Annotated in this window: 13 protein-coding genes; 8 read left to right on the top strand and 5 right to left on the bottom strand. The window is 63.6% G+C overall.

Translation table 11 applies throughout. The annotated features are described in order from the left end of the window. The first annotated feature begins 36 nt into the window (after positions 1-36). The 3 genes from A7G45_RS15245 to A7G45_RS15235 all read left to right on the top strand — a co-directional run bounded on the left by A7G45_RS15245 (position 37) and on the right by A7G45_RS15235 (position 3,558). Complete coding sequence (locus A7G45_RS15245; protein WP_260938436.1) at positions 37-1,740, top strand: GAF domain-containing sensor histidine kinase; 1,704 nt, start codon at positions 37-39, stop codon at positions 1,738-1,740. Between the two features lie 308 nt (positions 1,741-2,048). Continuing rightward, positions 2,049-3,044: an Acg family FMN-binding oxidoreductase gene (locus A7G45_RS15240; protein WP_260938435.1), complete on the top strand. Its 996-nt coding sequence runs from the start codon at positions 2,049-2,051 to the stop codon at positions 3,042-3,044. A 64-nt stretch (positions 3,045-3,108) separates the two neighbouring features. Next, on the top strand, positions 3,109-3,558 hold the full coding sequence (locus A7G45_RS15235) for a hypothetical protein (RefSeq protein WP_260938434.1): 450 nt from the start codon (positions 3,109-3,111) through the stop codon (positions 3,556-3,558). A gap of 34 nt (positions 3,559-3,592) precedes the next feature. On the opposite strand, the gene A7G45_RS15230 is transcribed toward A7G45_RS15235, so the two are convergent. Then, complete coding sequence (locus tag A7G45_RS15230; RefSeq protein WP_260938433.1) at positions 3,593-4,234, bottom strand: hypothetical protein; 642 nt, start codon at positions 4,232-4,234, stop codon at positions 3,593-3,595. A 286-nt stretch (positions 4,235-4,520) separates the two neighbouring features. Here A7G45_RS15230 and A7G45_RS15225 point away from each other — a divergent pair, with 286 nt between their 5' ends. The 4 genes from A7G45_RS15225 to A7G45_RS15210 all read left to right on the top strand — a co-directional run bounded on the left by A7G45_RS15225 (position 4,521) and on the right by A7G45_RS15210 (position 7,820). Beyond that, entirely contained in the window at positions 4,521-5,918 is a 1,398-nt protein-coding gene (locus A7G45_RS15225) for a wax ester/triacylglycerol synthase family O-acyltransferase (RefSeq protein ID WP_260938432.1), read from the top strand. A gap of 44 nt (positions 5,919-5,962) precedes the next feature. Further along, entirely contained in the window at positions 5,963-6,352 is a 390-nt protein-coding gene (locus A7G45_RS15220; protein WP_260938431.1) for a SpoIIAA family protein, read from the top strand. Between the two features lie 32 nt (positions 6,353-6,384). Continuing rightward, positions 6,385-7,044 carry an SRPBCC family protein gene (locus tag A7G45_RS15215; RefSeq protein ID WP_260938430.1) on the top strand — a complete coding sequence of 220 codons (660 nt, stop codon included), beginning with the start codon at positions 6,385-6,387 and terminating at the stop codon, positions 7,042-7,044. A 62-nt stretch (positions 7,045-7,106) separates the two neighbouring features. After that, on the top strand, positions 7,107-7,820 hold the full coding sequence (locus tag A7G45_RS15210) for a DUF998 domain-containing protein (RefSeq protein WP_260938429.1): 714 nt from the start codon (positions 7,107-7,109) through the stop codon (positions 7,818-7,820). A gap of 39 nt (positions 7,821-7,859) precedes the next feature. Here the strand turns inward: A7G45_RS15210 and A7G45_RS15205 are convergent, their stop codons facing one another. The 3 genes from A7G45_RS15205 to A7G45_RS15195 form a co-directional block, all read right to left on the bottom strand. Next, entirely contained in the window at positions 7,860-8,288 is a 429-nt protein-coding gene (locus tag A7G45_RS15205) for a heme-binding protein (protein WP_260938428.1), read from the bottom strand. Between the two features lie 87 nt (positions 8,289-8,375). Next, entirely contained in the window at positions 8,376-10,772 is a 2,397-nt protein-coding gene (locus A7G45_RS15200; RefSeq protein WP_260938427.1) for a phosphoketolase family protein, read from the bottom strand. Beyond that, entirely contained in the window at positions 10,769-11,674 is a 906-nt protein-coding gene (locus A7G45_RS15195; protein WP_260939714.1) for a universal stress protein, read from the bottom strand. The genes A7G45_RS15200 and A7G45_RS15195 overlap by 4 nt, the downstream gene beginning before the upstream one ends. Before the next feature lie 292 nt (positions 11,675-11,966). Here A7G45_RS15195 and A7G45_RS15190 point away from each other — a divergent pair, with 292 nt between their 5' ends. Further along, positions 11,967-12,764, top strand: coding sequence for a universal stress protein (locus A7G45_RS15190; protein WP_260938426.1), 798 nt, complete (start codon positions 11,967-11,969; stop codon positions 12,762-12,764). 46 nt (positions 12,765-12,810) lie between these two features. Here A7G45_RS15190 and A7G45_RS15185 read toward each other — a convergent pair whose 3' ends face one another. Next, a complete protein-coding gene (locus A7G45_RS15185) occupies positions 12,811-13,704 on the bottom strand; it encodes a universal stress protein (protein WP_260938425.1) in 894 nt (297 codons plus the stop codon). Positions 13,705-13,789: the final 85 nt, after the last annotated feature.

Here is a 13,789-nt window from a genome sequence, read left to right as displayed (position 1 = left end):
CCGGCGCACCTCGGCCGTGATGGCAGAATCACCCATGTGACACGCCACGACAGCAGTGCCGAGCATCCGCTGCGAGCGCCGCTATCCGGACTGCGGTTGCGTGAACTTCTCAGTGAAGTTCAGGACCGCGTGGAGCAGATCATCGAGGGCCGCGACCGCCTCGACGGTCTTGTCGAGGCGATGCTCACCGTCACGTCCGGTCTCGAACTGGACGAGACGTTGCGAACCATCGTGCACACCGCGATCGAGCTCATCGACGCACGGTACGGCGCCCTCGGAGTGCGTGGCACCGACCACGAGCTCGTCGAATTCGTCTACGAAGGCATCGACGAGGAGACCCGGTGCAAGATCGGCCCGCTCCCCCAGGGCCGAGGGGTGCTCGGCGCGTTGATCGATGAACCGAAACCCATTCGGCTGGAAGACATTCGCACCCATCCTGCCTCGGTGGGGTTTCCTGACCACCACCCTCCCATGCGAACTTTCCTCGGTGTGCCGGTGCGCATCCGCGACGAAGTTTTCGGCAACTTGTATCTGACCGAAAAGGCATCCGGGCAGCCATTCAGCGAGGACGACGAAGTGCTCGCACAAGCGCTGGCCGCGGCGGCCGGCATTGCCATCGACAACGCGCGTCTCTATCGCCAGTCGCAGCAACGCCAGGCCTGGATCGAGGCCACGCGCGATATCGGCACCGCCCTGTTGTCGGGCACCGAGCCGTCTCAGGTGTTCCGTCAGATCGCAGAGGAAGCACGTGCCCTGACCGACGCGGACGCGACGCTGATAGCGGTTCCCGACGACGACGATGCGCCGAGCAACGAGATCACCGAACTGCAGGTCATCGATGTCGTCGGCGATATCCGGGCATCCTCGCTGGAGGCGCCGGTCGCCGACGGGCCCATCGGCCATGCCTTTCACCAGCGGACGCCCGTGATCTGTCGGGCGGCGGACCTACCCGAGGCGCTGGCGGTCGACATGGCATCGGCACTGGTGCTCCCGCTGCGCACCACAGGGAGCGTCATCGGAGTCCTGATCGTGTTGCGGCGCACGGGCCGGCAGGATTTCACCGCGGATCAGCTGGACTCGATGGCCGCGTTCGCCGACCAGGCCGCCCTGGCCTGGCAGCTGGCCGCCAGCCAGCGCCAGAAGCGCGAGCTTGATGTGCTGGCCGATCGTGACCGAATCGCCCGCGACTTGCATGATCACGTCATCCAACGACTGTTCGCGGTTGGTCTGACGCTCCAGGGCGCGATTCCGCGTGCCAAGTCCAGCGATGTGCAGCGTCGCATCACTGACTGCGTCGACGACCTTCAGGAAGTCATCACCGAAATCCGCACGGCGATCTTCGATCTACACGGCAGCACCGCCTCCACCACCCGATTGCGACAGCGGCTCGATGCGGCTGTCGCCTCGTTCTCCAGCCATGAATTGCACACCACGGTCCGCTACGACGGCCCGCTGTCCGTCATCGAGCCGGACCTGGCCGATGATGCCGAGGCCGTTGTGCGGGAAGCGGTGAGCAACGCCGTCCGGCACGGCAAGGCCAGCGCGGTCAGCGTCACCGTGAACGTCGACAACGACTTGCGTATCGAAGTGGCCGACAACGGCCATGGGTTGTCGGACAGCATCACCGAGAGCGGTCTGGCGAACCTGCGCGGGCGGGCACGAGACAATGGCGGTGACATGACCGTGGTACCCGGCGTCGACGCCGGCACTGTCCTGCGGTGGTGGGCGCCTCTACCCTGATCGGTGATGCGTGGACGGCCGGCCACCTGCGGACTCCTTGGTCGGCCTCGGGCCACGTGGCGCCTCATCGACCCTCAGACTGCGCTCGGTAGCAGCTCGACACGAGGGACCAATGTCCTTGGCCGGCAATGCCGATGGGCACCGGTTCTGCCGGCAGGTGGTCATCGGACGAAACCGTTCAGTAAGTGACGTAATGCTCTGTCGATCAGGTCGGATCGGCTGCAGGATCGATGCATGAGAAAGAGCAGTGTGCGTGATCCAGTCCACACCGCATCGATCTCGACCATTTGTTCTGCGAGGTGAATCAGATGTCCAAGACGTTCCCCGATCATCAGACGGTTTGCGCGGCCATGGCGCTCGCAACCCGCGCGCCCTCGGTCCACAACACGCAACCGTGGCGGTGGCGGATCGGCTCGCACAGTGTGCACCTGTACGCCGAGTCGTCACTGCACTTGGTCCACACCGATCCCGACGGGCGCGACCTGCTGATCAGTTGCGGTGCGGCACTGCACCACGCGACCGTCGCTTTCTACGCGCTGGGCTGGCAGCCAACCGTACGCCGGTTCCCCAATCCGGCCGAGCCCGATCATCTCGCCGCGATCGAACTCACCCCCTGTACTCCGGAACAGCCTGACATCGCCCTCGCCGCAGCGATTCCGCGGCGCCGGACAGACCGGCGTTACTACAGCGGCTGGCCCGTGCCACTGGGAGACATCGCTCTGATGACCGCCCGTGCAGCCCGCCTGGGTATCGGACTGCGTCGGGTAAAGCTGAACGACGTCCTCACAACCGCACTGCGCCAGGCGGTTTCCCAACACGTGCAGGACCTGGACTACCTCACAGAACTGACGATCTGGAGCGGGCGCTATGCATCAGTCGCCGGGGTACCGGCTCGAAGTACACCACCGCCTGACCGCAGTGCCGCCCTGCCCAGCCGCATCTTCGCCGGCCCCGCGCTCGGCCAGCCCGCGGGTACCACGGCCACCGATGACAACGGATCACTGTTGGCGCTCGGCACGACAACCGACGCTCCGATTGATCGGTTGCGGGCCGGCGAAGCAACGAGCGCAGTGCTGCTGACGGCTACCGCACAGGGGCTGTCCACCTGCCCCGTGACCGAAGCGCTGGAGAATCCTGAGTGCCGAGCCATCGTCCGAACTGACGTATTCGGCGAAGAGTTGTTCCCGCAAATGCTCATCCGTGTCGGCTGGGCGCCACTCAATGCCGACCCACTACCGGCAACCCCTCGCCGCCCACTGACCGATGTTGTTTCGCGCCTTCATGACGACGATCCAGCGAATTGATAGCCCTGTCCTGCAACGGGATCGACGACCGGCACGATCTATTCGACGAAACGGAGTTCGGACAATGAGCGCACAACCTCACATCCAGCACCGCACCCGGATGTTCGCTCGGGTGCTCGGACCCTACCTCGTCATCGCAGCTGCCTCGCTCGTCACCCGGGCCGCGTACGTCAAGACTCTGATGCACGCATTCGGTGACAACTCTGTATGGCCCTGGATCACAGGCGCATTCGTCTTGCCGATGGGACTGGTCGTAGTCACACTGCATCCGCATTGGCGTGGAATTGCCGCAGCTACGGTGTCAGTGTTGGGATGGTTGACGGTACTCAAGGGAGTGGCCTTGATGACCTTCCCTGGGGCGTACCTGTCGATGGGACAAGACGTCATGGCCGCCGCACCGTGGTGGCAGATCAGTGTGGTCGTCACAGGACTGGCCGGGCTGTATCTCACAGCGGTCGGGTGGTACCCGAATAGTCAATCAGTCCGATCCGTCACCTCGACGCCCGAATCTTGATGAATTCCAGCGACATTCGACCCAACTGACGACGTCAGATTGTTACGACATCCAGATTCCCGGCGTCGGCGTCATCCAGCGCACGTGCGATCAGCGCCATCACCGTTCGAAGATCGTTGTTTGCGCGGTACAGATAGACCGAGGCCATCTCGATGTCGGCGGCGTCCTGATTCCGAAGTCCCGTCAGGCACTCGCTGAATCCGAAACCGAAATCGTCGAGCGTCTGTTGCAGGGCGGCGGTCAACGTCGGATCCGGGCTCGGCAACAACGTGTGTAGTTGCGGCAGGACTGCCTGGCCGGCTTCGCAGGCCCGCTGCATTCCGGCCATGTCAGCGTTGGCTGCCGCGGTGGCAATGTCGTCTCGCTGCGTCAGCAATGCGTCGAGTGGTGATTCAAGTTCGGCAAGCCATGCGTGCAGTTGTTGCGGTATCGGCGGCGCTTGCTGTTGTGCCGTCGCAACTCTCGCCGGCGCCACGGCATCATCCGGTAACACCAGGCGGACGAGCGAGAAACCGCCGAACATCCAGCCAACGGCCACCGCGGCCGTGATCAACGCCGCCGTGCTCGAGACGAGGAGGCGGCCCTGGCGGTCGCTTTTCGCGGAACTGCCGAGCGAGTGCACGTCGCCATCGGCAACAAGACGGACATCGCGGTCTTCACAGGCGGAAACGACCATCGGAGAATCCTCCCTACTAATCAAGGCCTCAGCGGGCAGCCACTCGATGGTGCTCCATTCAGGTGACCACGGCTCGGGCCAAAAGTCCTCCGGCACATAGCCGGAAGGCTCCAGACCGCCTCACGTCGAGAGCAACCTCCAAACGCGCCGCCTCGCAGACCTCACCGCAGTAGGTGCCGAAGGTCCCTATGACCGCTGCCCATCAGCCCTGCCGTTGAACCGCAGATGAGCGCAACATCATTCACGAATACCCCACCGTTGGCGGGCCGGCGCGTAAAGGACATCGATGAACGATAACCAGCTCACCGCACTCGACGCCGGTTTCCTGCAGGCCGAGGATTCCGACAGTCATGCCAATCTTGCTGTCGCCGTGCTGGCCATCATGGAAGGTCCCGCGCCGGACTTCGCAGAACTGCAGGCAGTGCTCGATGAGCGGTCAGCAACCCTGCCACGCTGCCGCCAGGTGCTGCATTCATTTCCGCTCGACCTCAGCGCTCCAGAATGGGTGCCCGCACACAATTTCGATATCTCCCACCATGTCCGCAGACTCACCGTGACAGCTCCAGGTGATGGCACCGCGGTCCATCGCGCGGTGGCGAATCTGATGGAGCGCAGGCTCGACAGGTCCCGTCCCTTGTGGGAAGCGTGGATGCTGGATGGTCTGGCTGATGGTCGTTGGGCGATCGTGGTGAAGCTGCACCACTGCATCGCCGACGGCGTTGCGGCGACAGCGATGCTCGCTGGAATCTGCGACACCCAGTGGGAAACCCGCGATGAAATACCCAGCCTCCCTTCACGATCGGGCCGACTTCCGCTCCACGGTTTCAATCCGATCACCCTCGGCACCGATGCATGGCGGCTGATGAGATCGACCGCGCGCAGTGGTGTGCGCATGGCATTCGGGGCTGCTCAACTCGTCGCCGGCGTGCTCACCACATCCACACAGCCCCTCAACGGTCAACTCAGCGATATGCGCCGATTCAGCGCTGTCGAGGTCTCGCTAGGTGACGTCCAGATGGTCGCCAAACGGTTCGGCGTCACCGTCAACGACGTAGCCCTGGCCGCCATCACCGACGGTTTCCGGTCAGCGATGCTGCAGCACGACCTGCAGCCTTCGGCTGGGCCGATCCGCACCGTGGTGCCAGTCTCCGTCCGGCCGGCCGAACTACTCCATGTGCCCGACAACCGCGTTTCAGTGTTGCTGCCGGACCTACCCGTCGATCGGCCGGATCCGCTTGAGCAGCTTCGACTGGTCCACAAAAGGCTGACGACCGCAAAAGGCAGTGGGCAGCGCCAAGCCGGCTCCTTGGTGGTGGCCGCAGCCAACCTGATTCCGTTTCCGATAATGGCATCGGCGGTGCGTCTGCTGGGCCGGCTTCCGCAACACGGCGTGGTTGCGGTGACGACCAACGTCCCCGGCCCCACACAGCGGCTGCGCCTGATGGGCCGGCGGATCGCCGAGCTTGTGCCAGTACCGCCCATTGCGATGGGCATGCGCACCGGCATCGCCATCATGAGTTACGCCGACCGCCTGGCCTTCGGCGTCATCGGAGACTACGACGCCGAGCTCGCCGCGGACGATCTCGCCCGCGGCATCGAGCACGGGATCGCTCACCTGGTCGCTGTGGCGTCCGCCGCGACACACACTCGCCGACTGGGCAACCTGATGCTACTCAGCGGCTAGCGCACCGCCAACGAGCCAACCTATCGACTTCGAACGGAGTAACCATGATCGATCAGCAATGGGACGCGGACAACTCGATCCTCACCATTCGTCCCGAATCACCTTTGAGTACCAGCGATTTCGCCGCGCTCGCCCAAACCGTCGACCCAAAGATCGAGCAAGGCAGTGACCTCGGCGGCCTGATCATCGATGCGCCGCACTTTCCCGGGTGGGATAGCTTCGGCGCGATGGTTACCCACATGAGGTTCGTCCACGATCATCACAAGCACGTGAAAAAGATTGCTATCGTGACCGATTCGCCGATGGCGGGTGTCGCACAGCACCTGGTGTCGCATTTCATCGCGGCGGAGATCCGGCCGTTTCCCACCGGCCAGGTTGACCACGCCAAGGAGTGGATCACGGGTGCGGGGCAGTCTGAGGACCCAAGACCCTAGTCACCGCGGCCGCCTGCGAGCACAGTCGTCATATGACTGGGACACAGATCGTCGAAGCCGCGGTGGGTGCCGCACTCCTCTACGCGGCGCGACGGTACTACCGCAATTGGGGTACGACGAAGCAGGAATGCGAAAGGCAGTTGCCGGGTGACGGGCTCGTGCGCTCGCCGGCGCTGCAGTCGACCGAGGGCATCTTGATCGACGCACCGGTGGACGCGGTCTGGCCCTGGCTGGTGCAGCTCGGCCAAGACCGCGCCGGTTTCTACACCTATCAAACGCTCGAGAGCCTGCTCAGTCGCGATTACCACGGCGACCAGGCGATCCGTCCGGAATGGCAGCGACTCGGACCGGGCGACCCGATACGCCTCGTGCCGCCGGGCCGGCTCGGCGGTCGCGGCGATGTGTTGCTCCGCGTTGCGCATGTCGTCGACAAGAAATCGATCGTGCTTCGCGGGACACCTCCTGAATTTCCATGGGACGCAGTCTGGTCGTTCCATCTCGAGCCCCATTGGGATGACCAGTGCCGCCTGCTGGTGCGCACCCGGGCGGGGCTCCGCCACCCCGGCCAGGTCTTCGTCACCGAAGCAGCCAGTCCAGTGGTATCGCTCGCCGTGCGAGGAATGCTGCTCGGGATCAAGGAGCGAGCGGAGGCGACTGTGATGACGGCGCGCACCCCACAACCCGTGGCTTGACAACAGGCGTCCAGCGGCCAAATGTCGTAGCAGCAGATGTTTCTGGAGATCAGGCTCAGGGTATGGCCCTTTCGGTGACCTACACCAGGTTCCGCCTGGCACTACGACCCTGGATGGTCGCAGTACTCGTCGGACTTATCGGCTACTGCGCCTTCCCACTTCAGTGGGTGATCGGCTCTCCCCTCAGCCCGACACGGTCCTACATCAGTGAACTGGCGGTCGCCGGCCAACCGTATTATCAGATTTTCAGGATCGGCGATCTCGGCGCCGGCATGGGCCTCGCGGTACTCGCCGGCGTCCTGGCGATCTGGCGCCCATCATCATTGATGCGGATTGGGAGCGCTGCGCTGGCGGTCGGTGCCGCCACTTCGATCGTCGACGCCCTCTCGCCGATGCGCTGCGCCCCATCGGTTGACCCCCAATGCTGGGCTGCCGACCACGCTTCCCTACCGACCCAGCTGTCTCAATTGCACACCATCTCCGGGGTAGTCGGTTTCACCGCGGTCGTCATCGCGATGGCGGCCTATGGCGTCGCACTGGGCGGCCAGCCACGCACGCGCCAGCTGGGTTGGGTCGGGCTCATCGTCGCGGCGACCGGCGCGGCACTCGGTTGCATCGAAATCGCGACTGCGCTCGCGGATACAGATTGGACAGGGCTCTTCGAGCGCATCCATGTTGCCGTCGTCAGCGCGTATCTCCTGACGCTGACTCTCGTAGTCGCACGCACAACGAACTCGACCTATGGACGATCCGTGCTCAGTTCCGCTCCGGACTGAATGGCGAGTCGCAAGGTTCCCTACGACGGCCTCGCGCGATCAATGACCCATCATGCCGGGCATGCCCATACCTGGCATCATGCCGGCCTGCATGGGCATTTCATTCGGCGGCAGACCACAATTCGCCCGGCGATCCATCATCGGCTGACGGATGCTCTTGATGTCGGCGGCGACATCTGGATGCGCGTCCAGGTAACCCTGCATCGCCATATGCCGCTCGTGCGGACTACCCGTCTGCATTGCCTGCCGGAACACCTGCTCCACGTCGGGGTGCGCGTCGAGGTAGTCGGCCATCTGATCCATCACCGCGGCGTGACTACGCATCATCTCCGAGGGCGAACACGGATCCCATGGTTGGGCACCGGCTGCACCCGCCACGGTCACCGCGAACGCCCAGGTGGCAGCCCCGGCGACAACAGCCTTAAGGACGCCTCGGTAACCATTACCACCATTGACACAGTTACTCATGACGAAAAGTCCCTTCTGGTCATCTAATTCGCCACTATCCGTTAGAAGCGTTACCTGCCAACAACATTCATCGTGACGGACACACTGTCATTCAGTGTTCGGATCCCAGCGCCAGTCCGTCACCTCCGGCATATCCTCGCCGTAAGTCCTGATCCAGTCACGATGCCGATCCTGAGCCGCGATCATGTCGGCGCGCAGTGCGCTCGCAGCCGCCCCCTCCAGTCCGGGCGTCAGGTCGATCGTGTCGATCACCAGCTGGAAACGATCCATCTTGTTCAGCACCAGCATGTCGAAAGGCGTCGTCGTTGCGCCCTCTTCCAGATATCCGCGCACATGCAGGTGTTGATGGTTGTGTCGGCGGTAGGTCAACCGGTGAATCAACGAAGGGTAGCCATGATAGGCAAAGATCACCGGCCGGTCGGAGGTGAACAACGTGTCGTACTCCGCATCGGTCATGCCGTGCGAATGCTGGGTGTCGGATTGCAGCCGGAACAAGTCGACAACATTGACGACACGAATCTTCAGCTTCTGCAGACGGTTTCGCAGGATCGACACCGCGGCAAGCACTTCAGTCGTTGGCACGTCGCCGGCACAGGCGAGTACCACATCGGGCACTGAACCCGCATCGGTGCTGGCCCATTCGAAGATGTCCGCGCCGCGTGCGCAGTGCACTGCGGCTTGCTCCGCGGTCAGCCACACCGGCGCGTCGTTCTTTCCCGCGACGATCACATTGATGTAGTCCCGGCTGGCAAGACAGTGCGCCGCCACCGACAGCAAGGTGTTGGCATCCGGCGGCAAGTAGATGCGGGCAATTTCGGCACGCTTGTTGGCGACATGGTCGATGAAGCCGGGATCCTGGTGCGAGAAGCCGTTGTGGTCCTGGCGCCACACGTGCGAGGTGATCAAGTAATTGAGTGACGCGATCGGTGCACGCCACGGCAGCTGCCGACTTACCTTGAGCCACTTGGCATGCTGGTTCACCATCGAGTCCACGACGTGGGCGAAAGCCTCGTAGCTGTTCAGCAGGCCATGTCGGCCGGTCAGCAGGTAGCCCTCGAGCCACCCCTGACACAGATGTTCGGAAAGGACCTCCAGCACGCGCCCGTCATGGGCAAGATGCTCGTCGGTCGGCAGAACCGCAGCGTTCCACTGCTTCTCGGTGACGTCGTACACATCGCCAAGTCGGTTCGACGCGGTCTCATCGGGTCCGAACAACCTGAAGTTGCGGTAACAGGCGTTGCGGACCATGACCTCACGCAGATACTGACCAAGTGTTCGGGTCGGCTCTGCGGTGGCGTCGCCGGGCCTCACGGTGGAGACCGCAAATTCCTTGAAGGCAGGCAGGTGCAACGGCGTCAGCAGGAGGCCGCCGTTGGCGTTCGGGTTCGCGCCCATCTGGCGTTCGGGCGCCGGAATGTTGTCGGTGACCAGCGTTGTCGGGCAACCCATCTCGTCGAAAAGCTCATCGGGACGGTAGGAGTACAGCCATTCGACGAACTGCCGGCGGTGTTGTGGGTCGGTGCGGACGTCGGCGATCGGGACCTGATGCGCACGCCAAGTCCCCTCGACAGGCAGACCGTCGACCCGCCGAGGTCCGGTCCAGCCTTTCGGTGTCCGCAACACGATCAACGGCCACTGCGGGCGCGGTGGCGGTGAGGAGGCAGTGCGGGCAGCATTCTGGATTTCGCTGATCATCGCCACGGCGCGGTTCAACGCCGCAGCCATGTCCTGATGCAACTGTCGTGGATCGTCGCCGCCGACGTAGATCGGGTGATGGCCGTATCCGCGCAACAGACAGTCCAGTTCGCCGTCAGTGATCCGAGCCAGCACGGCCGGATTGGCGATCTTGTACCCGTTGAGGTGCAGGATGGGTAGCACTGCGCCGTCTGTCGCCGCGTTGATGAACTTGTTTGAATGCCAACTGGCCGCCAGTGGCCCGGTCTCTGCTTCACCGTCGCCGATGACGCACGCTACCAACAGATTCGGGTTGTCCAGCGCAGCCCCGTAGGCATGTGCGAGCGAATACCCGAGCTCGCCGCCCTCGTGGATCGAGCCGGGAACTTCCGGTGCCACGTGACTGGGAACGCCACCGGGAAAAGAAAATTCGCGAAACAACGTAGCCATGCCGTGGCCATCACGTGCGATATCTGGACGTGTTCGGGTGTAGTTGCCCTCGAGCCAGGCGTTCGCAAACAGTGCCGGCCCGCCATGCCCGGGACCGATGACGTACATCGCATCGAGATCGTGATCGATGATGGCGCGATTCAAGTGCGCGTAGATGAAATTCAGTCCCGGGGAGGTGCCCCAGTGTCCCAACGGGCGCGGCTTGATGTGTTGACGCTCCAACGGCGTTCGCAGCAGCGGGTTGTCCATCAGATAGATCTGGCCGGCGGTGAGGTAGTTTGCGGCCCGCCAGTACGCATCAACCGATCGCAGTCGCGCCGCCGGCAACGGCTCGCTCAACTCACGTGTTGCGCTGGTCATCGGGTGGACTCTCGGGCATGGGGCCGAGCAACGAACACGGGGCAATTCGCGTGATGGATCAGCTTGTGGCTGGTAGAGCCGAGGAACAGTCCGGTTGCGTCACCGCGCCCGTGGCTTCCGGTGACGAGCAACTGGGCGTGCTGAGCATGGCCCAGCAGGACCTCCGCCGGATTGCCGACTGCGGTGATGCGGCGGACGGTGACATCGGGGTATTTCTCCTGCCACCCGGCCAATCGCTCAGCCAACAGCATTGCCTGCTGGTCCTCGCGCGCCCGGCCGATCAGGTCGTTCCAAGGCGGTTCGGAGTAGTAGAAATAGGACGGCACGTAGCTCCACGTCAGAACCGCATTCAGTTCCGCGCCACGCATCGAGGCTTCCTCAAACGCCCAGGCAATCGCATCTTCGCTGTCTGGACCACCGCTGATCCCGACCACGACAGAACCTGTAACGGGCACCCCGGGCGCACGGACCACGACCACCGGGCTGTGCCCGTGCGCTGTCAGCGCCACCGCCACCGACCCGGCGAGCAGTCCGGTGAACGCATTGAGTCCGCTGGAACCCAAGACGGTCAGGAACGCGTCCCTCGACAGGTCGATCAGCACCCGGGCTGGGCGACCGGCCTTTCTGGTCAGCGCCACCTCTAGATCAGGGTCCAGAACCTTGACGTGATCCATTGCTTCGTCAAGAAAGCGTTGGCCAGTCGTTTCCAGATACTCGAAGAAGCTCTCCGACGCACCGGGGTTGAATCCCAGCGCAAAACTCTCGAAGTCGACGGCATGCACCAGTCGCAGTGGCAGGTTGCGCAACTGCGCTTCGTTGACAGCCCAGGTCAAGGCGAGTAGCGACGAGCTCGATCCGTCGACTCCGACCAAAATATAAGGGCGGGGCGATAATTCGGTCACAATGTCCTCCGAGGATTCTGACGATCCGATGTCCATGACGCTACGGTCACGCCGTCTCGGCTGATATGGCCGAAAGTCACTCGATGAGTGACCAGTAGCCACCGTTGAAGACCGTCGCCTCGCGGTGACTCATGCGGCACTCCCAAGGGCCTTTGTGCCCTCGACCCGAATACATACCCGGGCGACGATGTGATGACACATCCAGCACTCTCGTACGCGACGGCAGCGGGTCGGCGTTGCCGGTCCGGCCTGCACACCGCCGTAGGGACCGCGAAACACACAGGGAGACAATATGATCGAAACCAACACCGGCGATTCCGTCGTGGTCGGTATCGACGGTTCGACAGCTGCCGTGTACGCCGCTCACTGGGCTGTCGCCGAAGCAATTGCTCGCGACGTACCACTGCGGCTGGTGAGTTGCATCCAACGCCGGCAGTGCTCGGATCAGCTGGCCATCGAATACGTGACGACCTGTCTGCGGGCAGCTCACGCAGCCATCGACGACACTGCGGCTCAGGTAAAAATCGAGACCGCCGTAGTGGTTGGTGACCCGACCGCCGCATTGATCGAAGAATCCCGCCAGGCGGCCATGGTGTGTGTCGGGTCGGTCGGAATCGGTCGCTTCGCAAAGGCATTGCTGGGCTCTACAGCCGTGGGTGTGGCTGAGCGTGCGTCGTGTCCGGTCGCCGTGATCCGCAGTTACTCTCCACACCGGCGGACCCCCGTCGGCTCGATCGTTGTCGAGGTGAATGACTGGGATGAGAATCACGACGTGATCGCCGCGGCGGTCGCCGAAGCGCAACTGCGTGGACGGCCCGTTCTTGCGGTCGGCGAGTGTCCGGCCGAGATGGGGAAGAGCGCACGTCAGGAGTTACTGCGCCGCATTGCGGTGTGGCAGGACCTCTATCCCGACGTCTACATCACCCCGGCAGCCGTCACGACCAGCTTCGTCCGATGCCTCGCAACCACAACCGAACCGATCAGCCTCGTCGTGGTCGGAGCCCATGACGCGCCGGACCTTTCGAGCATCATCGGGTCGCATGCCGACCGCAACTGCGACAATCCGTCAGTCTTGATTGCGCGGGCATGAGTAAGGGGTAGCCGCCAAGCGGCTACCCCTTACCTCGGCGGTCTGACTACCGAGCCTGCGGCCGAGCGACCAGCACCGGGCATTCCGCGTGCTGAATCAGCCGGTGGCTCGTCGAACCGAGGAACCACCCGGCGACGTTTCCATGTCCGCGGGTCCCGGTGACGATCAGCTGCGCGCGCTGGGCATAGCCCAGCAGAACGTGCCCGGGGTGGCCGGCGGCGATGACGCGGCGGACGGCGACCTCGGGGAACTTCTCCTGCCATCCGGCCAACCGCTCTGACAACAGCATCGCCTGCTGGTCCTCACGCGCCGGACCCGGCAGCTCTTCCCACGTCGGTTCGATGTAGTCGAAATAGGCTGGTACATAACTGGATACCAGGACGGCGAGCAGTTTCGCGCCACGCAGCGACGCTTCCTGGAAGGCCCAGCCGATCGCTTCCTCGCTGTCGGGAGCACCGCTGATGCCAACGACCACCGGTCCACCGGCGTGTGCGCCGGGCGCGCGGACCACAACCACGGGGCTGTGACCGTGCGCGGTCAGCGACACCGCCACCGACCCCGCGAGCAGCCCGGTGAATCCGTGCAGTCCGCTCGAGCCGACGACGGTGAGATAGGCGTCCTTCGACTGCTCCTCCAGGAGCTGTGCGGGACGGCCCGTGAGGTTGTGCACCGACACCTCCACCTCGGGCGCGAGTGCCTGCACACGCTCCTTGGCTTCGTTGAGGAAGTTCTGACCCGCCGTCTCCACATGCTTGAAGAAACTCTCCGAGGCACCCGGATTGAATCCCATCACGAAATTGCCGTAGTCGACGGCGTGAACCAGCCGCAGCGGCAAGTTACGCAGCTGCGCCTCACCAATGGCCCACAGCAAGGCCTCCAACGACGATCTTGAACCGTCGATACCAACCAAAATGTAAGGACGAGGAGATAATTCGGTCATGGTGCCCGCTCCAGACGAAAGTGCGAAATCCGACACCTCCAACGGTACGGACGCCGACTGACCGGCGCTACGGCCAAAGGTCACC

Source organism: Mycolicibacterium llatzerense (genome assembly GCF_025331195.1).
Taxonomy (GTDB): Bacteria; Actinomycetota; Actinomycetes; order Mycobacteriales; family Mycobacteriaceae; genus Mycobacterium; species Mycobacterium llatzerense.
Note: the sequence above shows the minus strand (reverse complement) of the source record. Positions and strands in the feature narration are given on the sequence as shown.

Bases quoted from the DNA above. Each gene is read 5' to 3' on its own strand.
- A7G45_RS15240 (WP_260938435.1), top strand. From the start codon at position 2,049: ATGTCCAAGACGTTCCCCGATCATCAGACGGTTTGCGCGGCCATGGCG.
- A7G45_RS15235 (WP_260938434.1), top strand. From the start codon at position 3,109: ATGAGCGCACAACCTCACATCCAGCACCGCACCCGGATGTTCGCTCGG.
- A7G45_RS15230 (WP_260938433.1), bottom strand. From the start codon at position 4,234: ATGGTCGTTTCCGCCTGTGAAGACCGCGATGTCCGTCTTGTTGCCGAT.
- A7G45_RS15225 (WP_260938432.1), top strand. From the start codon at position 4,521: ATGAACGATAACCAGCTCACCGCACTCGACGCCGGTTTCCTGCAGGCC.
- A7G45_RS15220 (WP_260938431.1), top strand. From the start codon at position 5,963: ATGATCGATCAGCAATGGGACGCGGACAACTCGATCCTCACCATTCGT.
- A7G45_RS15215 (WP_260938430.1), top strand. From the start codon at position 6,385: ATGACTGGGACACAGATCGTCGAAGCCGCGGTGGGTGCCGCACTCCTC.
- A7G45_RS15210 (WP_260938429.1), top strand. From the start codon at position 7,107: ATGGCCCTTTCGGTGACCTACACCAGGTTCCGCCTGGCACTACGACCC.
- A7G45_RS15205 (WP_260938428.1), bottom strand. From the start codon at position 8,288: ATGAGTAACTGTGTCAATGGTGGTAATGGTTACCGAGGCGTCCTTAAG.
- A7G45_RS15200 (WP_260938427.1), bottom strand. From the start codon at position 10,772: ATGACCAGCGCAACACGTGAGTTGAGCGAGCCGTTGCCGGCGGCGCGA.
- A7G45_RS15190 (WP_260938426.1), top strand. From the start codon at position 11,967: ATGATCGAAACCAACACCGGCGATTCCGTCGTGGTCGGTATCGACGGT.
- A7G45_RS15185 (WP_260938425.1), bottom strand. From the start codon at position 13,704: ATGACCGAATTATCTCCTCGTCCTTACATTTTGGTTGGTATCGACGGT.